We start from the raw sequence: 17,752 nt of genomic DNA on the forward strand, positions 1-17,752 counted from the left end.
CGATGGTCCTCGCCGCGCGGCGAGGCGTGATGGTGAGTTATCCCTTGACTGCGCCCGCGAGGGCGAACGAGCCGCCGATGCCGCGGGACACGAGAACGTACAGAACGATGGCGGGCACCGCATAGACCAGCGAAAACGCTGCGAGTTGTCCGTAGGCGATCGCGCCGTACTGGCCGAAGAAGCTGTAGATGCTGATCGCGGCGGGTTGCTTGCTCGGCGAGAGGAGCAGGATGAACGGCACGAAGAAGTTGCCCCAGGCCTGAAAGAAGACGAAGATACCGACCACGGCGATGCCCGGTCTCATCAAGGGAACCACGATCAGGCGCAGGGCTCCCATCGCCGATGCGCCGTCGATCCAAGCTGCTTCCTCGAGGGTGATCGGCACCGAATCCATGAAGTTCTTGGTCATGAAGATCGCGATCGGCAGAGACGAAGCGGCCATGAAAAGGATCGTGCCCGGGATCGAGTCCAGCAGATTGAACTGGACGAAAAGGCTGTAGACCGGCACCATGATTGCCGTGATCGGCAGCCCGGTCGCGAACAGCACCCCGTACATGAACGGCTTGTTGAATCTCGCCTGGTAGCGGGACAGCGGATAGGCCGCGAGCAGCGCGGCGACGATCGTGATACCTGCCGTACCGACGGAAATGATCAGGCTATTCCACAGCGGAAGGAACGTGAGTTCGGGAGTGAGAACAGCCGCGAAGTTGTCCAGCGAGAACTCTTCAGGAAACTTGGTCTGGTAGGTGGCCTTGTTGTCGACGGACGCGAAGATGAGCCAGCACAGGGGAAGAAGAAAACAGGCGCCGATCAGGACGAGAACGGCATTGGCGAGGAACCCGATCACGCTCTTCTTGGGGGAGGCTACCGAGACGGGCCGATCGGACTTCCGGGCCTCGGGCGGTGCGGCGATGACTGACATCGGCTAATCCTTCTGCGGACGCAGTGCCCGAATGTAGACGACGGAGAAGATCGCGCCGATGATGAGCATGACGGTGGCGATGGCTGTGCCATAGCCGATGTTGCTGAATCGGAATGCCTCTTTGTAAGCGAGGATCGGCAACGTTGTGCTGTCGTTGCCGGGCCCTCCCGCGGTCATCACGTAGATGAGGGTGAAGACCGACAATGTGAGCAAGCTGATGAGCATGGTGTTCGTCACGATCGTGTTCTTGATCATGGGAATGGTCACGAGAAAGAGGCGCTTGGAGCCGCCGGCTCCGTCGATCATTGCCGCCTCGGTAATCTCCGGCGGTACGTCGTTGAGGGCGGCCTGGTAGACCATCATCGAGAACGCCGTGCCACGCCACAGGTTCGCCAGGATGATCGCGAACATGGGGAAGCTATACAGCCAGTTGGGGCCGGTCATACCGAAGTTCGCCAAAATCTGGTTGAGGGTGCCGTCAGCACTGAAGTAGGCGTAGCAGACGAAGGCGGCGACGATCTCGGGCAGGATCCACGCGGCGACGATGATCGTGCCGACGGAAGCGGTTACCTTCTTATTGGCCTTCTGCATGAGAAGCGCGAGACCAAGGCCAAGGATGTTCTGTGAGATCACAGCGGAGCCGAAAGTGAAGATCGCGGTCAGCCAGAGCGAGAGGGGAAAAACGGGATCGTTGACGAGCTTGACGTAGTTGTCGAAGCCGATCCACTGGGGGTTGCTCGCGTTGACACCGGTGAGCGACGCATTCGTGAACGACCCGTAAACCGACCAGATGATCGGTCCGGCGAGAAACGTGATCATGATGAGAATCGCCGGCACGAGCGGGATCATCCGCACGGCCTTGACAATTCCGCGCACCCGGCGGCGGCGGGAACCCGAGTTCGGTTCCGGCCGCCGCACGTGTGTGTCCTGCGGTGCGAGCACTTCTGCAGTCACTGTGTTCCTGTTCCCGTTTTATCTGTGGGCGCGCACCTGGGTGTCTCGGTACTGCTACTTCTGGATGACGCCCTCGGCACCGACGATCTCTTCGATTGCCTTGTCGTAGGCTGCGGCCGCTTCCTCGGGAGTTGCCTTGTCGGTGATGACTGCCTCGTTGGCCTTCTGGACCTCGGCTGAGATCTGGTTGTAGTCAGCCGTCGCCGGACGGAAGTTCGTCACCTCGACGATGTCGGTGACGGTCTGGACGAAGGGGTTGGCGGCAATGTAGCTCTCGTCGGCGGCGACATCCTTGCGAACGGCAATCTGTGAGTTCTCGTTGTCGTATGCGAGTGCATTGTCCTTGCTCAGCGCCATCGCCATGAAGTCGAAGGCAAGCTGCGGGTCGGCAGTTTTAGCTCCGACTGCGAGTGTCCAGCCGCCTGACATGCTAACGCCGCCCGGCTTCTGGCCGTTCTGGGTCGGGAACACCGTTGCGCCCATGTCGTCGACGTACTCGGGCCACTCGTAAGAGCCACCGGTCTGCCAGAACGAAGGCGTGTAGGAGCCCTCGATCGTTGCGCCGAGAGTCGCGTTTGGGAACATTTCCCCGAAGATGCTCTTCCAGATGTTGGGATCGAGCGCCTGTGCCGGAGTCAGAGCGAGTTCCTCGGAGTAGAGCTCGTCGACGAAGGTGAGGGAGTCGATGAACCCCTGCGAGCCAGTGACCCACTTCGAGGTTTCCGAGTCGTAGAGCGAATCTCCCCCGAGTTCGGTGCCATAGAGGAGTTGGTAGAAGCCCTGCATGTTCGAGCCCTCGCCGGTGCCTGTTCCAGCGTAGAAGTTGAACGGCACGACGTCAGGACTGCTCGCCTTGATCTGGCGTGCGGCCTCCATGACGTCGTCCCAGCTCTTCGGCTCCCAAGGGAGAGCGATTTCGGCCGCCTCGAAGACGGGCTTGCTGTACCAGATCGCACGAGTATCGGTACCGAGGGAGACGGCATAGATGCTTCCGTCGTCGCCCTCGCCTGCCACCTTGGCGGCGTCGGTGAACTGGTCCCAGTCCTCCCACTCGGAGACGTACTCATCCAGGTTGAGGAGGTACCCGGCATCCGCGTCCGCTCGCAACGCATTGGTGTCTTCGTAGAAGATGTCCGGTGCGGTCTCGGCCGAGCGCTGTGAGAGGGCGAGTTTGGTTTTGTAGTCGTCATCTGTTGCTGCGATGGGCTGCAATTCGACGGTCACGCCCTCGTTGGCGGCCTCGAAGTCCGCCTTGGCGGTTGTGAAAAGCGTGTCGAGAGCGGTGAAGGCGTCGGTCTTGATGTAGGCGACCTTGAGGACCTTGTCTTCGCCCTCGGATGGCGCCGATCCGGCCGTGCATCCGGTGAGTGCTACCAGTCCGCCGATCGCGAATGCAGATAGGGCGATTGCTGCTCTTTTCTTCATGGTGCTCCCCTTTGCTCCAAGTACAGATGGTCATGCGGAATGTGGTGCCGACGCACTGGAGAGAAAAGGATGCCTCGCTGCCGTGCCTCGATTTAATAGTACATCGATTAGATAAACCAGCATCAAGGTTTGACCGGGCGTGTCTTGCCGAGTTCCGCACTCGCTCAGGACAGAAGGAGCGCTCTGGGATTCGGAGCGAGTGCGCGATCCAGCACCAGGCAGGCTGCCCCAATCGCCCCTACGTCCTCCCCCACCGTTGATCCCGCCACTGAGATTCGGTGGATGCTTCGCGTGGCGCGGAGCTCTTCGAGCAACTCGGGGATCCTGCGGAGGTAATATCCTGAAAGGCGTGCCCAGAACGGGCCGCCGAGTACCACGCGATCGACGTCGAGTAGGTTCGCGATGATAGCCACCGCTTTCGACATCCGTACGGCTGAGCGCTCCACGATCTCGATCGCGGTCGCGTTGCCCGCCTCAGCGGCCGCACACAGCTCCGTGAACCGCGAATCGACAGTGCGAGTGTCGTTGGCGCCCCAAGCATCGTCGAGGACGCCCAAGCGCTCTGCTTCCTGGACGAGTGCCTGGGGCGTACAGGTCACAGCGATGCACCCGCGCAACCCACACAAGCACTTCGGGCCTGCTGGATCGGTGACGATGTGCCCGACCTCTCCTGCGTTTCCGGAGCTTCCCCGGACTACTTCGTCGTGCATTACGAGACCGACCCCGATGCCGGTGCCAAGGTAGAAGAAGGCAAAGCTGCCCAATCCGGATTCCCCACCGGCCCACATCTCGGCGATCGCCGACGCGGTTACGTCCTTGTCGAGGATCGAGGGAAGCCCGACGCCCGACTGGAGCGCGTCCCGCAGCGGAACCCGATGCCATCCGACCAGGTGCGGCGGGTCGACCACCGTACCCAGCACATTGTCGATCGGCCCGGGGGCCGCAATGCCTACCCCGCCGATCCGTTCCCGCGGCACTCCTGAGTCGTCGATTAGCTGCTCGAGCGCCTCGACGATCCGTTCGATGATGAGGGTCGGGTCCATCACCGCTGGGGTCGGAAAACTCGACCGTCTCACGACGCTGCCGGTGAGATCAAGCATTACGAAGGTCACGACCGTCGGATCGACGTGAACTCCGAGCGCGTAGCGCCCGCCGGGATTGAGCCGCAACATCGTGCGGGGTTTACCGGGCCCCGTGCCCGCCTTGCCGGCTTCCTCGATGAACCCGCTGTCAAGCAGGCGCCTGGTGATGTTTGAAATGGTCTGGGGAGAAAGCCCGGTAGAAGTCACGAGCTCGACGCGACTCAGGCCGGTGGCGGATCGACGGATGGCGTCGAGAATAACCGACTGATTGAAATCGGCCATCGCCGGGAGGTTCGTACCCCGACGCGCCGTCACGTCCTTCTGGTCGCTCATGTCACGACGTTAACGCGTCGACGCAGATCTTCGATGACGAGAAGCTTCTCAGCCTTGTTGAGCAGAGCGCAGTCTCTATTGGTCGGCATGAACTCGATGTTAGTAGCTGGCCGTAGGGGGCCATCTGGATGCCGCCACTGGCCGCCGAGTTGCACGACGCGGCCAGCGGCAGTCCTGGTTTGCTCGACCCGCCCGCCGGGCCGCGCGCGAGCCTCCAACACAACAACATCCGACCCGGCGTTCATCAGGTCCCGGGCAGCGCTCAACCCAGCAAGGCCAGCTCCACGGGCGACAGTTACGACAACGCCATGGCCGAAGCGTCTGAGTCTGCCATCCGGCCACCGGCCTCGCTGCTACGCGTTCAGCGCGATGGTCAGCCGTTCGATTCCGAGGTCAGCCCCGTCGATGACGGGGATGATTGTCCCATCTATGCGGATGGCCCCGATCGCGTTACCGAGCAGCTGGCGGTCCCGCTTGCTCATCTGCACGGCCAGCTGGTCTCCACGGGTGACCAGGGTGCGGAGGACGGCGAAATCTATGAGATGCCGCTTGACGCCCTGGTCAAGCGGTGCGGTGAATGCGGCAGCTTTGAGGACGAGTGCTCCGAGCAGGTTCGGCCGCCAGATCTGGGCCTGGCGCCCGTCATGGTTGACGGTGACCAGCTCGGCTCGGTCGATTCCTTGGTTGGATCCTCGGGCTTCCAGGGTGGTGCCGCCTGTGACTCCTCGTCGTGCTGCGGCCTTCCCACGGACGTGCTCTGCGATGAGGAGGTCGATGGTGGCATCGCCGCGGGTCCACCGGTGCTGATGGCCTTCTGGGCTTTCACCGGCGGACTCGAATCCGATGTCAACGAGGGCCTTGGTGACCTGATGGAGGATGGTCGGCTGCGCGCGCACATCCAAAACAGCATCCGCGTCGTCGGTCGGCCGATTCGGCGTGGTGTCGCGTTCGACGCACCAGAGGTGCACCATCTGGCCGCCAACCAGGCACCAGTTATTCGGCACCTTCTCGGATAGGTCGAAAAGGGCGTGCCAAGCCAGCGAGGACCTCTGACCGAGTACCGGCATGTCGATGACGGTCATCGGTTGCTCAGCAGTTCCTTGATCCGCTGACTTTCGCGTGGCCCGGCGTGGTCGGCGAGGTCAGCGAGGACAAGGCCCAGCGGCGCTCGCCCGTCGGCGTCAGCTTGGACACGAGCCAGGTGGAGCCAGACATTCGCATTCTTCGCCTTCACCAACAGGTACTCGTTGATGAGCTGCTGGGCGATCTCGGGGTCAACATACGCTTCAACCTCATGTTCGCTGCTAAGCCCCGCGCGGTCGTCACTGATTCCGGAGAGGACTATTCGCTTGTCGCTGCGGAGGTCACCGAGATCATCGGCGTTCGCGTGCAAGGCACGGACCGGTGCGCGATTCCGGAGCCAGCTGGCAAGGAGGAGGGCCGGCGCATTGCTTTCTGCCAGGGCAGCGCACTTGCGGTTCAGGAGCCAGCGAGCCTTCGCCTCCATGTTCTCGGGTTCGACGCCCGACAGCAGAGCGATGAGCGACCATGAGTTGGCCGGGCTCAGCGGGCGGGAGAGCGGAGGCTGTCGACGGAGCTCCGACTCGTCGATTCCCCAGCTTGAGCCGATCTTCTCGGCATCGACCTTGCCCTCGCGGATCAGCTGGTGCACGCGCGCGACAGAGATGTCCTGGCGGGCGGCGTACTCTTTTACACTCAACATGTCACAAGGGTACAACCGCTGAAACCCTTGTGACAAGCGACAGCACCAAATGAATGTGTCAAGCTCGTCCAGATGAGGGACGGCCCAACTGACGGCCCCGCAGCGCGACCACCTCCGTCGCGCCCTGGTCCGCCAAGCCCCTGTGCAGTCCTGTCACACGAGGTTTCTGGGTCATGACGGGGGGAACCGGCGCACAGTCGTGGAATGACCGCGGACCCGACGCGGTCCATGACGCTGACCGGCGCACCGCGCGTCACCTCGGCAGCAGCGTCGCCAAGCTCGGGCAAGTCGCCATCTAAACTGAGTTTGGTACCCACGGAAGGAACCTCAATGAGCATGGAAGGCGCGGCCTGGAGCTCGCTGCACAAGATCTCGACCGCCAGGGACGGCAAGCGCGGCTTCTCCCGTGAGTCCGTGCGGCGGATCATGACGTTCGCGGTGCCCTACCGGTCCAAGCTGCTGATCTTCATCGCCCTCTCTATCGTGGGAGCTTTCCTCGCGGTCGCGACGCCGGTACTCGCCGGCCAGGTGGTCGACGTCATCGTCGCCCAGGGCGAGGTCACCACGATCGTTTGGCTCGCCGTCGTCATCGCCCTCGTGGCCGTGGCCGACGCCGCCGTGTCACTCGTGACGCGCTGGTACTCGGCGCGGATCGGCGAAGGCGTGATTTTGGACCTCCGCACCTCCGTCTTCAACCACGTGCAGAAGATGCCGATCGCGTTCTTCACCCGCACGCGGACGGGCGCCCTCGTGAGCCGCCTCAACAACGATGTGATCGGCGCCCAGCAGGCCTTCAGCGGCACGCTGTCCGGCGTGGTTACGAACCTCGTGGCGCTGATCCTCACCCTGATCGTCATGCTCAGCACGTCCTGGCTCGTGACGGTTCTCGCCGTGATCATGCTCCCCATCTTCCTGGTACCCGCCCGCCGCATGGGCAGCCGCCTCGCCGCGCTGCGCCGCGAGGCCGCCGATCACAATTCCGCCATGAGCACGCAGATGACCGAGCGCTTCTCGGCGCCCGGCGCCACCCTCGTCAAGCTGTTCGGTCGGCCCGACGAGGAGGCCGAGGAGTTCCGCGTCCGCGCCGCCCGCGTCCGCGACATCGGGGTCCGGACCGCGATGCTGCAGTTCGTCTTCTTCACCGCCCTGATGCTCGTCTCCGCTCTCGCCCTCGCGCTCGTCTATGGGCTCGGCGGCTTCCTCGCACTCGCCGGCCAGCTGAATACCGGTGACGTGGTCACCTTGGCGCTCCTCCTCACCCGCCTCTACGCGCCGCTCACCAGCCTCGCAAACGCACGGGTGGAGATCATGAGCGCGGTGGTCAGCTTCGAGCGCGTCTTCGAGGTGCTGGACCTCGACCCGCTCATCAAGGAGAAGCCCGACGCCGTCGCCGTCCCCGAAGGCCCAGTGGCCGTCGAGTTCGACAACGTCCGCTTCGCCTACCCGTCCGCGGACAAAGTCTCCCTCGCCTCTCTCGAGGAGGTTGCCACGCTGGACACCCGAGGCGGCGAGGAGGTGCTGCACGGCGTGTCCTTCAGGATCGAGCCGGGGCAGACCGTTGCCCTCGTTGGTACGTCCGGTGCCGGCAAGTCCACAATTGCGCAGCTCCTCTCGCGCCTGTATGACGTCGACAGCGGCGCCGTGCGCCTCGCGGGGACGGATGTCCGCGATGTCACTTTCGTCTCCATGCGGCACACCCTGGGCATGGTGACGCAGGACGGCCACCTGTTCCACGAGACCATCCTCTCCAATCTGCGCCTCGCGAGACCGGAGGCGTCCGACGACGAGGTGTGGGACGCCGTCCGCCGTGCGCGGCTCGAGCCGCTCATCCGGTCCCTGCCGGACCAGCTGGACACCATGGTCGGTGAGCGCGGCTACCGACTGTCCGGGGGCGAGCGCCAGCGGATGACCATCGCGAGGCTCCTGCTCGCCCAGCCGCGCGTCGTCATCCTCGACGAGGCGACGGCGGCGCTGGACTCGACGTCTGAGGCCGCCGTGCAGGCGGCGCTCAGCGAGGCGCTCGAGGGAAGGACGGCGATGGTGATCGCACACCGCCTCTCCACCATCCGCAGCGCAGACCTGATCCTCGTGGTTGAGGACGGCTCGATCGTGGAGCGCGGTACGCACGAGGAACTGCTGGCTGTGGGTGGGCGTTACGAGGAATTGCACCGGACCCAATTCGCCGTGCAGAAGAATGATGCGGCCGATGAGGAAGCACTGAGCCGGACCTAGTCGCTGGGCTCGGTACCCCTGCCCCGAGCGCCTCGGAAAGTCGTCTCATCACGTTTCGTTTAATGGGGACTGATGACGACTTGATTGACTCTGACGAGCTCCAACGAGTCAACTGGACCCGGGGCAGTACCGCACGCCCCATTCGAACTGCTCCACGCCACGCCGGCACGAGCCCGTGGCCTGACAGTGCGCTTGGGTCACCAGGCCCCAGAGGCGCTGAGGCGCTGAGGAGGCACCATGTTCAAGCCATCTCGATCAATCACCACGGCCATGCCGTCGGATCTCGCTATCTCGCGCGCTGCGGCCCGTCGCCCGCTTGAAGAGGTTGCAGCCGACATGGGCATCGGTCCACACCTGCTGGAACCGCACGGAAGTGCAGCGTCGAAGATCTCCCTCGATGCGATCGATGAGCTCCGTGACCGTCCACGGGCCAAGTATGTCGTCGTCACCGCAATCACGCCGACTCCACTCGGGTCGGGCAAGACGACCACCGCGGTCGGGCTCGGTCAGGGCTTCCGGCACATCGACAAGCTCGGGATCGTCGCGATACGGCAGCCGTCGATGGGGCCGACGTTCGGCATCAAGGGCGGAGCCGCTGGTGGCGGCTACGCTCAGGTGGTCCCGATGGAGGCACTGAACCTGCACCTGACCGGCGACACGCACGCCGTTACCGCGGCCCACAATCTATTGTCGGCGATGATCGGCAACCACATCCACAAGGGAAACCGTCTCGGGTTCGACCCCCATGAGATCACCTGGCGACGTGTCCTCGACGTCAACGATCGCGAGCTGCGCACCATCATCACCGGGCTCGGCGGTCCTGACGACGGCAATCCGTTCCAATCCGGTTTCGACATCTCCGCAGCCAGCGAGGTGATGGCGTTGTTGTCGCTGTGCACGTCGTTGCGGGATCTCCGTGAACGGATGGGAAGAATCGTCGTCGGCTACAACCGCGGCGGCGAACCGGTGACCGCCGAGATGCTCAAGGCGGCCGGCGCCATGACCGCGATACTCAAGGACGCCATCAAGCCGAACCTGATGCAGACCGTGGAGCAGACGCCAGTGCTCGTCCACAGCGGTCCGTTCGGGAACATCGCCACCGGTAACTCCTCGGTCGTCGCCGATCTGATCGGCATCCATGCCGGCGACTACCTCATCACCGAGGCGGGGTTCGGTGCAGACATCGGCGCGGAAAAGTTCTTCAATATCAAGTGCCGTGCCTCCGGGCTGGCACCGGATGCCGCCGTCATCGTCGCGACCGTGCGTGACCTGAAAACTCACTCAAACAAGTACCGGGTCGTCGCCGGCCGACCGCTGCCACCGGAGATGCTCGCCGAGAATCCCGACGATGTCATCGCCGGGGCAGCGAACCTGCGCCGGCAGATCGCCAACATCCGACGGCACGGAGTGACGCCGGTCATTGCGGTGAACGCATTTCCCACCGACTACGACAGTGAGCATCAAGCGATCATGGACGTCGCGGCAGAGGAAGGTGTGCGCGCGGCGATCAGCTACCACTTCACCGAAGGCGGCAGGGGTGCGGTCGAGCTGGCCGAGGCGGTTGCGGAGGCCTGCGCTGAACCGTCGGGCTTCCACCGGCTCTATCCCGACGAACTTCCCTTGGTCGATAAGATCGATGTGATCGCGCGCGAGATGTACGGCGCCGACGGCTTGGACCTCTCGCCTCTGGCAGCTCGGCAACTCGACAAGTACGAGCGGGCAGGCTTCGGCAGCCTGCCGGTGTGCATCGCCAAGACACACCTGTCCCTGTCGGCCGACCCCAAAATCAAGGGAGCACCCACCGGGTGGCGACTGCCGGTGCGTGAGGTGCGTGCGTCGATCGGGGCCGGGTTCATCTATCCCATCTGCGGCGACATGCGCACCATGCCTGGTCTCTCGTCCGCACCGGCAGCCGAACGCATCGACATCGACGACAACGGCGAGATCGTCGGGTTGTCCTGATCGGCGGACCCGGCCGGGCACCCGGAGGACGGAGGTTCCAAGGCCGGCGCTCGGTCGCAGCCAGAACTATCCAAGTCACGGCGTGAGCCCCACAGCCGCGATCATGAGAATCCCTGCGCCGAGTTCCACGTTTGCCGCGGCCCAGGCTCTCGACGACGCGAACCCACCAAGGTCACCGAGGCACCCGTCGAAGCCGACCAAGCGGGCCGCCACACACCCGGAACCAAAGGCGAGCGGCATCGTCCAGAAGAGATGCAGACTGTATCGGCCAAATTAATTCCGCATGGACCGAAGGCAATTCTTTGCTTCTCGCGGCTGTGTCGACATGCCGCAAGACTAGGAGCAGCACGCCACGATCTCCGGCAATCTGGACCAACGAGACCGCATCGTACGTTGAAGGTTCTTCTTACGGGAAGACAATGGAGCCGTCGATTGACGACTCACTTTCTTCCATGCGCGCCTGCCACATTCGTCAGCGCAGGTCAATGACCACTGCTCGATCGAATCTGTTCCGCACAAAAGGACCGAGTCCGGCCATGATTACCTGCCTGCGCCACACGGCTATGCACGGGACGCTCGCTGCTCGCGACATCTGTCTATTCCTGGTCTTTTGCGAACGCCCGGTCGAGGAGAGCCGCGGTCGCCGGGTTCATTAGCTCGCTCCGCTGAATGTAGTGCTCCACCGTGATCTTCGTGTCCATGTGGCCGAGCAGCTCTGCGGCGAGTTCAATGCTGGCGTTGGCGTTGACCGCAGTCGCAACCGTGCGGCGGAACATGTGCGGGGTAACGCCCTCGATTCCTGCTCCCCCGAGCACGTGACACAACTGACGACGCACGTTCGCTGTGGTCAGCGGGGTGCCCGTCCCCGGGACTGGAACAGCAATTCATCCAGACCCATGCTGCCGACTTTGGCGAGCGGTCGGCGAACGGCGTCGGCGGTGAACGTGGGCAATGCCACGACGCGACGGGATTTGGCCGTTTGGGGTGGTCCTGCAGGAAGGTCAGCTCACCGTTGCGACTGACAATCGTCCCGGCGAGGCGGATGGACGGTACGGCGCTCGTGATATCGACGTCCCTGCGCCCGACGCGGCGTCGCCTTCTGCCGCAGTGCTCGTGGCCGGCTTCTGGACTCAGCTCTTCCCGAATATCCCCGCTGTCCATGGCGAGATAGTGTTCTTTTCATCGCCAGAAGGTGCTATCACCTTCTCGCGCAGCAGCCCAATGCGAGGGCTGCTGGTTGGCCTTCGGGCGAGACAAAAGGGCGCAAGAGTTAAGGCCGCCACGCGTTCCCCGCCAGCGGATCGCAGCTGTCGACTTTGCCCGGCGGCAGCTCCGATCCTTCAGGCCATCGGGTCGTCTCGGTCCAACAAACGCCCGTTAGCTGCACGACCCCCTGGAAATCGACGGTACTGAAATCGACATCATCAAGATTCGAACCAGTCAGGTCTACATCCCTTACGAGCGCGCCGGCGAAGATCGCTCCGCGCAAGTTGACCTCTCGCATAACCGTCCCATCAAAAAAAGCGGCCGTGAAGTCCGACTGGGACAAATCAGAGCCGGTGAAGTCCGATCCCAGGAACTGTGCGCCGGAGAAGTCATTTTTCGAATAAGACTCGAGGCCTCGATTCAAGCTGCGGGCTGAGGTTAGGTTGAACTGCGCCTTGCGAAAGTTGCTGCTAGTCAGTTCGGCGTCGTCGAGATTTGCATAGTTAATGTCTGCCTCTGGCATCGTCGCACTGACGATGCGGGCGGAGGTCATCGTCGTATTGCTCAGGTCGGCGTCGGTTAGATCTGCGCTTGTGAAGTCCACGCCGGACAACATCGAACGGGATAAATCGGCTCGCGGAAGGGTTAGCCCGGCCAGGTTCTGATCCTGCAGGTCGAGCCCGCTGAGGGGCGTATACCTCCGTGCCTCGAAATCGTCTGCCGCGGCTTCTTCGTCGACAACGTCGGCCGCCGCCCTGGTTTCAGCCAACGTGGCCGAGACAGAAATATCCCTAATGAAGCGAAGGTTCTCGACCCGCGCATCCCGCAATGCTCGTTCGTCGTCAATCAATTTCTGCCCCAGTAGCGACAGGCCGCCAACCAAAATTGCTACCATGAAGGCTATAACAAGATCCCTCACCCACCACTTCGAATCATCGGCTTTCAGCATCCGCTTCACCACCGCCACCATGCCCTCTCACGTCGCCCGGCGACTCTTTGAAGTCGCCGATAAATCGAAGCCGGCATCATTGATGCAACTGATACCAAGTTGCGCTCGAATATACAAGCGCATGCACAGGTGCGCGATGGGTCGTACTCTTCAAGCGACGACATCCACCCCCAAGTCAGATCGCGCTGACGCGTCTTGATTTGGTCCATCGGTACGACCTCGATCAGCTCGGCTCCGCATCCAGTTCCGGGCGTCCCACCCGTGCGATGACGAACTCGAGCATGAGGCACGCAGAACCCCAGATGAGAGGGAGCCGCCCCGGTGGCAGCACCGCGTTTAGTCCTCGTCTTTTGCGAATGCTCTGTCGAGGAGAGCCGCGGTCGCCGGGTTCACCAGCTCGCTCCGTTGGATGTAGTGCTGCACCGTGATCTTCGTGTCCGTGTGGCCAAGCAGCTCTGCGGCGAGTTCGATGTTGGCGTTGGCGTTGACCGCGATCGCAACCGTGCGGCGGAACATGTGCGGGGTAACGCCCTCGATTCCTGCTCCCCCGAGCACGTGACGCAATTGTCGACGCACGTTCGCGGTGGCCAGCGGTGTGCCGTCCCGGGATTGGAACAGCAGTTCATCCAGGCCCATGCTCCCGGCATTGGCAAGACGCCGGCGAACCGCGTCGGCGGTGAACGTGGGCAGTGCCACAACGCGACGCGACTTGGCGGTTTTGGGGTGGTCCTGCCGGAAGGTCTGTTCGCCGTTGCGGCTGATAATGGTGCCGGCCAGGCGTATGGACGGTATGGCGCTGGTGATGTCGATGTCCCGGCGGCGGATGGCCAGCACCTCGCCGATTCGGGCTGAGGTGCCGAGCATGACCTCGATGATCGCACCCAGTTGCCCGTCGGGCTTGGGGCCGGAGATGTGATCGGCGGCGCTCTCCCACTGGGCGATCGCCGCGCGGATCACGTTCACCTCGGGGGCCGTGAGCGCATCGGGGAGATGCGGCTCGCGGTACAGGCGGGACACGTGATCCATCGGATTGCTAGGGAGAATCTCATGACGAACTGCCAACTCAAGCGCCAGCCGTAGAACGACACGACCTTGCTTGGCCCGGCTGTGGGAGAGCTTCGCCAGCTGCTTGATGAAGTGATCGCAACGAGCGACACCTATCTCCCGCAGCGTGAGACTGCGGAACACGGGGAGCACGAGCGTGCGCATGTTGCGCTCGTACAGATTCCGGGTCGTTCTCGAGATTCGATTTTCCATATCGATGTCCTCGAGCCAGTACGTCGCCAAGTCCTCGAACGAGCTGTCCGGCGTCAGCGACGTGTTCGTCGGCTGCTGCAGGTATCTCGTCGTGAGCTTGCTCTTCAGCGATCGCTCAGCAGCCCGGGCGGTGTCGCCGGTGGCCTGAACCTGGCGTGTCTGACCGTCCCAGTCCCGGTAGCGGGTCCGAGCCTCGAATCGGCCGGACGGCGCCACCCGGATGGTGATGTCCCCGAAGGTGCTGATCGTCAACCGTGGCCGCGACACTTCAGCTCACCGCCGATCGGTGCGCCGCGGCGGGCTGGACGGCTCCCGCTGCTCGGCAATCCAGGCCCGCACGTCGGAGATGGCGAACTTCAGGTGTTTGCCGAACCGGTAGGCCGTGGGGCCTTTGCCGTGCACACGCCAGTCGTAGACCGTGGAGATCGGTATGCCCAAGTAGGACGCCAGCTCGTTGATGTCCATCAAGGGTTCCAGACCCCACGCGTCGGTAGAGGGGATATCGGAGGAGGTTGGGTATTCGTTGTGGATGCTCATACCCAGAAGGTGCGCACCGCAATCCCGGAATATTGGGATGGACCGAAAACGACGTCGGCGCCTCGGATGGGAAGGCCGTTTCAACGGCTCCGGAAAGGAGTAAAAGATGGGTTTGTGATGGGGTAGTCAAATCTCTAACCAAAAAAGTCCCGGAAACCCTTGAGTTTCCGGGACATTTGGTCGGGCTGACAGGATTTGAACCTGCGACCCCTTGACCCCCAGTCAAGTGCGCTACCAAGCTGCGCCACAGCCCGCCGCTCCTGCAACGATTCCAGCGAACAGAACCAGCAGGAGACAACTTGAATATCTTACCGCGTCTGGGAACCACTCGCGCACCGTCTGGGCCGTGGAGGGAAAGTCGCGGTGCTGAACCGAGCACGGGCGACCGATGCAGTGGCACAGCGACGGCGCGGGCGGAGCGTGAGCGCATGCCGGCAGACAGCGAGATCAGGATCGAAGCCGCCGCATCCGTGCTGCGGGAAGACGTGAGCCAGGTGTTCGCCACCCGCGACGACGCGGCACGATGCTGGTGCCAGTACTTCAAGCTACCGAACCGGGAGTTCCAGAACGCTACAGCGCAAGCGTGCGCCGGGATGCTGCGGGAGCAGGTGCAGGCCAGCGCGCCCGGGCCGGGCGTCATCGCGTTTCTCGACGGAGAGCCGGTCGGTTGGTGCGCGGTTGAGCCGAAGCCGGCGTATTCGCGGCTGCAACGGGCGACGGTGGTCACCGTGGGCAAACGGCAGAAGCCTGACGACGCATCCGTGTGGCCGGTCACATGCTTCGTGGTGCGGGTCGGAATCGGCGGCGCGGAGTTGCGGCGGCGCTGCTGTGCGCGGCTGTCGCCCAGGCCCGCGGCGCGGGTGCGGAAAGGATGGGTCGTAATGGAGCTGGTGGTTCAGACGACCGAAAAGGCCCCGACCGGGAGATGAGACATCTCCCGGACGGGGCCTTGTGACGCGCGGAGTGGCTAGCGCTTGCGCTTCTCGCGCACGCGCATGCTGATGTTGATCGGGCTTCCCTCGAAGCCATAGACCTCGCGCAGACGACGCTGGATGTAGCGACGGTAGCCCGGGTCGAGGAACCCGGTGGTGAAGATGACGAAGGTCGGCGGGCGGCTCGACGCCTGGGTGCCGAACAGGATGCGGGGCTGCTTGCCGCTGCGCACGGGGTGCGGGTGCGACGCGGCCAGCTCGGCGAGGAACGCGTTGAACTTGCCGGTGGCGATGCGGGTGTCCCAGGCTTCGAGAGCGGTCTCGAGGGCCGGAACGAGCTTCTCCATGTGGCGGCCGGTTTTGGCCGAGATGTTTACCCGCGGCGCCCAGGAAACGTGCGCCAGGTCCTGCTCGATCTCACGTTCCAGGTAGCGACGACGGTCGTCATCGATCTGGTCCCACTTGTTGAAGGCCAGCACGAGGGCGCGACCGGATTCGAGCACCAGGTCGATCACGCGCACGTCCTGCTCGCTGATCACCTCGGTCACGTCGATCAGGACCACGGCCACCTCGGCCTTTTCGAGGGCGGCGCTGGTGCGCAGTGAGGCGTAGAAGTCGGCGCCCTGCGAGAGGTGCACGCGACGACGGATGCCGGCCGTGTCGACAAAGCGCCACACCCTGCCGCCGAGCTCAACCTGCTCGTCGACGGGGTCGCGCGTGGTGCCGGCGAGCTCGTTGACGACAACGCGCTCCTCGCCGACGACCTTGTTCAGAAGGCTCGACTTGCCCACGTTCGGTCGGCCGAGGATCGCGACGCGGCGCGGTCCGCCGACTTCCTGCTTGGCGACGGCGGAGATCTCGGGGAGTTCCTCGAGGATCGCGTCGAGCAGGTCGGCGACGCCGCGGCCGTGCAGGGCCGAGACAGGCCAGGGCTGGCCGAGGCCGAGCGCCCAGAGGCTCGCGGCCTCCGGCTCCTGGCGGATGTCGTCGACCTTGTTGGCGACGAGGAAGACGGGCTTGCCGGCCTTGCGCAGCAGGCGCACGACGGCCTCGTCGGTGGAGGTCGGTCCCACGTTGGCGTCGACGACGAACATGACGACGTCGCAAAGTTCGATGGCCAGCTCGGCCTGCGCGGCGACGGATGCGTCGATGCCCTTGGCGTCGGGCTCCCAGCCGCCGGTGTCGACGAGGCTGAAGCGGCGTTCGTGCCATTCACCCTTGTAGGTGACGCGGTCGCGGGTCACCCCGGGGGTGTCCTCCACGACGGCCTCACGGCGGCCGAGGATGCGGTTCACGAGCGCGGACTTGCCCACGTTCGGGCGGCCGACGATGGCGATGACCGGCAGGGCCGGCAGGTATTGGATGGCGTCGGGGTCTTCCGTCACCGTGTCAAGAACGTCGAAGTCCTCGTCCGCGAGGTCGTACTCGTTCAATCCGGTGCGGAGGGCGGCGGCGCGCTGCGTCACCAGGTCGTCGTCGAGATCGTCCAGGCGCGTCACCAGTTCGGTGTCGGGGTCGGGGATCGTGTCGTCGAAGTCGTTGTTGTTGGTCATGCGATGGCCTCGCGGTAGGTATTGATGACGTCGAGGACCGCGTCAATGGTCTGTTCGAAGTCGAGATGGGTGGAGTCGACGGTGGTCACACCGTCTGCGGCGCTCATGAATTCGACAACCTGTGAGTCAGCGTGATCCCTGGATCGCAGCTGTTCCGCCACGGTGTCAGTCGATTGGGTCGATATTTCCGCAGAGCGCCTAGTCATTCTAGCCTCCTCGGAAGCCGTGAGCAGTATGCGGATCTCGGCGGTGGGAGCGACCACGGTGGTGATGTCCCGGCCCTCGATCACGATTCCGGTGCGCTTGGAGCTTGCCGCGATGGCGCGAAACAGCTCCGTCAGGTGCGTGCGCACCTCCGGGATGCGGGCCACGGAGCTGACGATGGCGGAGACGGCGGGGTCGCGGATCGCGTCGGTGACATCCGCCCGGCCGACCCGAACGACGTGCTCGTCGGGGGCGATGCCGATGGAGTAGTCGAAGTCGCCCAGGGCGGCCACGACGGCGTCGGTGTGCTCCGGGTCGATGCCCCGGTCGCTGACGAACCAGGCGAAGGCCCGGTACGCGGCGCCCGTGTCGAGGTAGTCGAAGCCGATGCGCCTGGCGGCGGCGCGGCTGACGCTGGACTTGCCGCTGCCGGCCGGCCCGTCGATGGCGACGATGTGGGGGCTTGAGTGACGACCCATGA

General features: G+C 63.8%; 16 protein-coding genes, 1 tRNA gene and 1 pseudogene. 4 read left to right on the forward strand and 14 right to left on the reverse strand.

Features of this window, described 5'->3' with window-relative positions:
• Nucleotides 1-37: 37 nt before the first annotated feature.
• The 7 genes and pseudogenes from E3O28_RS15550 to E3O28_RS15580 all read right to left on the reverse strand — a co-directional run bounded on the left by E3O28_RS15550 (nt 38) and on the right by E3O28_RS15580 (nt 6,439).
• A complete protein-coding gene (locus tag E3O28_RS15550) occupies nt 38-922 on the reverse strand; it encodes a carbohydrate ABC transporter permease (RefSeq protein WP_134341891.1) in 885 nt (294 codons plus the stop codon).
• Between the two features lie 3 nt (nt 923-925).
• Nucleotides 926-1,771 carry a sugar ABC transporter permease gene (locus tag E3O28_RS15555; RefSeq protein WP_104100476.1) on the reverse strand — a complete coding sequence of 282 codons (846 nt, stop codon included), beginning with the start codon at nt 1,769-1,771 and terminating at the stop codon, nt 926-928.
• Nucleotides 1,772-1,930: 159 nt separating this feature from the next.
• Nucleotides 1,931-3,301 carry an extracellular solute-binding protein gene (locus E3O28_RS15560; RefSeq protein ID WP_104100420.1) on the reverse strand — a complete coding sequence of 457 codons (1,371 nt, stop codon included), beginning with the start codon at nt 3,299-3,301 and terminating at the stop codon, nt 1,931-1,933.
• Nucleotides 3,302-3,465: 164 nt separating this feature from the next.
• The gene (locus E3O28_RS15565) at nt 3,466-4,716 is read right to left on the reverse strand and encodes an ROK family transcriptional regulator (protein ID WP_233191339.1); all 1,251 of its coding nucleotides are present in this window, start codon (nt 4,714-4,716) and stop codon (nt 3,466-3,468) included.
• Between the two features lie 128 nt (nt 4,717-4,844).
• Nucleotides 4,845-4,988: pseudogene (locus tag E3O28_RS17275) on the reverse strand (FAD-dependent oxidoreductase); the annotation flags it as partial.
• An 81-nt stretch (nt 4,989-5,069) separates the two neighbouring features.
• Nucleotides 5,070-5,798, reverse strand: coding sequence for a hypothetical protein (locus E3O28_RS15575; protein WP_134416721.1), 729 nt, complete (start codon nt 5,796-5,798; stop codon nt 5,070-5,072).
• Nucleotides 5,795-6,439, reverse strand: coding sequence for a helix-turn-helix domain-containing protein (locus E3O28_RS15580; protein ID WP_104194499.1), 645 nt, complete (start codon nt 6,437-6,439; stop codon nt 5,795-5,797). The genes E3O28_RS15575 and E3O28_RS15580 overlap by 4 nt, the downstream gene beginning before the upstream one ends.
• Nucleotides 6,440-6,612: 173 nt before the next feature.
• Between E3O28_RS15580 and E3O28_RS17280 the strand changes: the two genes are divergently transcribed.
• From E3O28_RS17280 to E3O28_RS15590, 3 genes are all read left to right on the forward strand, one after another.
• A complete protein-coding gene (locus E3O28_RS17280; RefSeq protein ID WP_255408687.1) occupies nt 6,613-6,738 on the forward strand; it encodes a hypothetical protein in 126 nt (41 codons plus the stop codon).
• A 31-nt stretch (nt 6,739-6,769) separates the two neighbouring features.
• Nucleotides 6,770-8,671: an ABC transporter ATP-binding protein gene (locus E3O28_RS15585; RefSeq protein ID WP_104100417.1), complete on the forward strand. Its 1,902-nt coding sequence runs from the start codon at nt 6,770-6,772 to the stop codon at nt 8,669-8,671.
• Nucleotides 8,672-8,908: 237 nt separating this feature from the next.
• The gene (locus tag E3O28_RS15590) at nt 8,909-10,633 is read left to right on the forward strand and encodes a formate--tetrahydrofolate ligase (RefSeq protein ID WP_198411456.1); all 1,725 of its coding nucleotides are present in this window, start codon (nt 8,909-8,911) and stop codon (nt 10,631-10,633) included.
• A 596-nt stretch (nt 10,634-11,229) separates the two neighbouring features.
• Here E3O28_RS15590 and E3O28_RS17140 read toward each other — a convergent pair.
• The 5 genes from E3O28_RS17140 to E3O28_RS15615 form a co-directional block, all read right to left on the reverse strand.
• Entirely contained in the window at nt 11,230-11,448 is a 219-nt protein-coding gene (locus E3O28_RS17140; protein WP_233194054.1) for a tyrosine-type recombinase/integrase, read from the reverse strand.
• Nucleotides 11,449-11,903: 455 nt separating this feature from the next.
• On the reverse strand, nt 11,904-12,809 hold the full coding sequence (locus E3O28_RS15600) for a pentapeptide repeat-containing protein (protein ID WP_134416723.1): 906 nt from the start codon (nt 12,807-12,809) through the stop codon (nt 11,904-11,906).
• A 315-nt stretch (nt 12,810-13,124) separates the two neighbouring features.
• Entirely contained in the window at nt 13,125-14,297 is a 1,173-nt protein-coding gene (locus E3O28_RS15605; RefSeq protein ID WP_241973163.1) for a site-specific integrase, read from the reverse strand.
• 21 nt (nt 14,298-14,318) lie between these two features.
• Entirely contained in the window at nt 14,319-14,582 is a 264-nt protein-coding gene (locus E3O28_RS15610) for a helix-turn-helix domain-containing protein (protein WP_241973164.1), read from the reverse strand.
• Nucleotides 14,583-14,759: 177 nt separating this feature from the next.
• Nucleotides 14,760-14,836, reverse strand: a tRNA-Pro gene (locus tag E3O28_RS15615).
• Between the two features lie 174 nt (nt 14,837-15,010).
• Here E3O28_RS15615 and E3O28_RS15620 point away from each other — a divergent pair.
• Entirely contained in the window at nt 15,011-15,511 is a 501-nt protein-coding gene (locus E3O28_RS15620) for a hypothetical protein (protein WP_134416727.1), read from the forward strand.
• A 38-nt stretch (nt 15,512-15,549) separates the two neighbouring features.
• Here E3O28_RS15620 and der read toward each other — a convergent pair whose 3' ends face one another.
• Together der and cmk are read right to left on the reverse strand one after the other, a co-directional pair.
• Complete coding sequence (der, locus tag E3O28_RS15625; RefSeq protein ID WP_104100397.1) at nt 15,550-17,067, reverse strand: ribosome biogenesis GTPase Der; 1,518 nt, start codon at nt 17,065-17,067, stop codon at nt 15,550-15,552.
• Nucleotides 17,064-17,750, reverse strand: a complete 687-nt coding sequence (gene cmk, locus E3O28_RS15630; RefSeq protein WP_134416729.1) for a (d)CMP kinase — start codon at nt 17,748-17,750, stop codon at nt 17,064-17,066. Before cmk ends, der begins: the two co-directional genes overlap by 4 nt.
• Nucleotides 17,751-17,752 lie beyond the last annotated feature (2 nt).

The sequence above is a fragment of the Cryobacterium sp. TMT2-14 genome, from assembly GCF_004402465.1.
GTDB classification, from domain to species: Bacteria; Actinomycetota; Actinomycetes; order Actinomycetales; family Microbacteriaceae; genus Cryobacterium; species Cryobacterium sandaracinum.

What these genes read in the sequence shown, in the direction of transcription:
- E3O28_RS15585 (WP_104100417.1), top strand. Translation starts at nt 6,770, where the DNA reads ATGAGCATGGAAGGCGCGGCCTGGAGCTCGCTGCACAAGATCTCGACC.
- E3O28_RS15580 (WP_104194499.1), bottom strand. Translation starts at nt 6,439, where the DNA reads ATGTTGAGTGTAAAAGAGTACGCCGCCCGCCAGGACATCTCTGTCGCG.
- E3O28_RS15590 (WP_198411456.1), top strand. Translation starts at nt 8,909, where the DNA reads ATGTTCAAGCCATCTCGATCAATCACCACGGCCATGCCGTCGGATCTC.
- E3O28_RS15555 (WP_104100476.1), bottom strand. Translation starts at nt 1,771, where the DNA reads ATGATCCCGCTCGTGCCGGCGATTCTCATCATGATCACGTTTCTCGCC.
- E3O28_RS15620 (WP_134416727.1), top strand. Translation starts at nt 15,011, where the DNA reads ATGCCGGCAGACAGCGAGATCAGGATCGAAGCCGCCGCATCCGTGCTG.
- E3O28_RS15550 (WP_134341891.1), bottom strand. Translation starts at nt 922, where the DNA reads ATGTCAGTCATCGCCGCACCGCCCGAGGCCCGGAAGTCCGATCGGCCC.
- E3O28_RS15560 (WP_104100420.1), bottom strand. Translation starts at nt 3,301, where the DNA reads ATGAAGAAAAGAGCAGCAATCGCCCTATCTGCATTCGCGATCGGCGGA.
- E3O28_RS15575 (WP_134416721.1), bottom strand. Translation starts at nt 5,798, where the DNA reads ATGACCGTCATCGACATGCCGGTACTCGGTCAGAGGTCCTCGCTGGCT.
- E3O28_RS17280 (WP_255408687.1), top strand. Translation starts at nt 6,613, where the DNA reads ATGACGGGGGGAACCGGCGCACAGTCGTGGAATGACCGCGGACCCGAC.
- E3O28_RS15610 (WP_241973164.1), bottom strand. Translation starts at nt 14,582, where the DNA reads ATGAGCATCCACAACGAATACCCAACCTCCTCCGATATCCCCTCTACC.
- cmk (WP_134416729.1), bottom strand. Translation starts at nt 17,750, where the DNA reads ATGGGTCGTCACTCAAGCCCCCACATCGTCGCCATCGACGGGCCGGCC.
- der (WP_104100397.1), bottom strand. Translation starts at nt 17,067, where the DNA reads ATGACCAACAACAACGACTTCGACGACACGATCCCCGACCCCGACACC.
- E3O28_RS15600 (WP_134416723.1), bottom strand. Translation starts at nt 12,809, where the DNA reads ATGGTGGCGGTGGTGAAGCGGATGCTGAAAGCCGATGATTCGAAGTGG.
- E3O28_RS15565 (WP_233191339.1), bottom strand. Translation starts at nt 4,716, where the DNA reads ATGAGCGACCAGAAGGACGTGACGGCGCGTCGGGGTACGAACCTCCCG.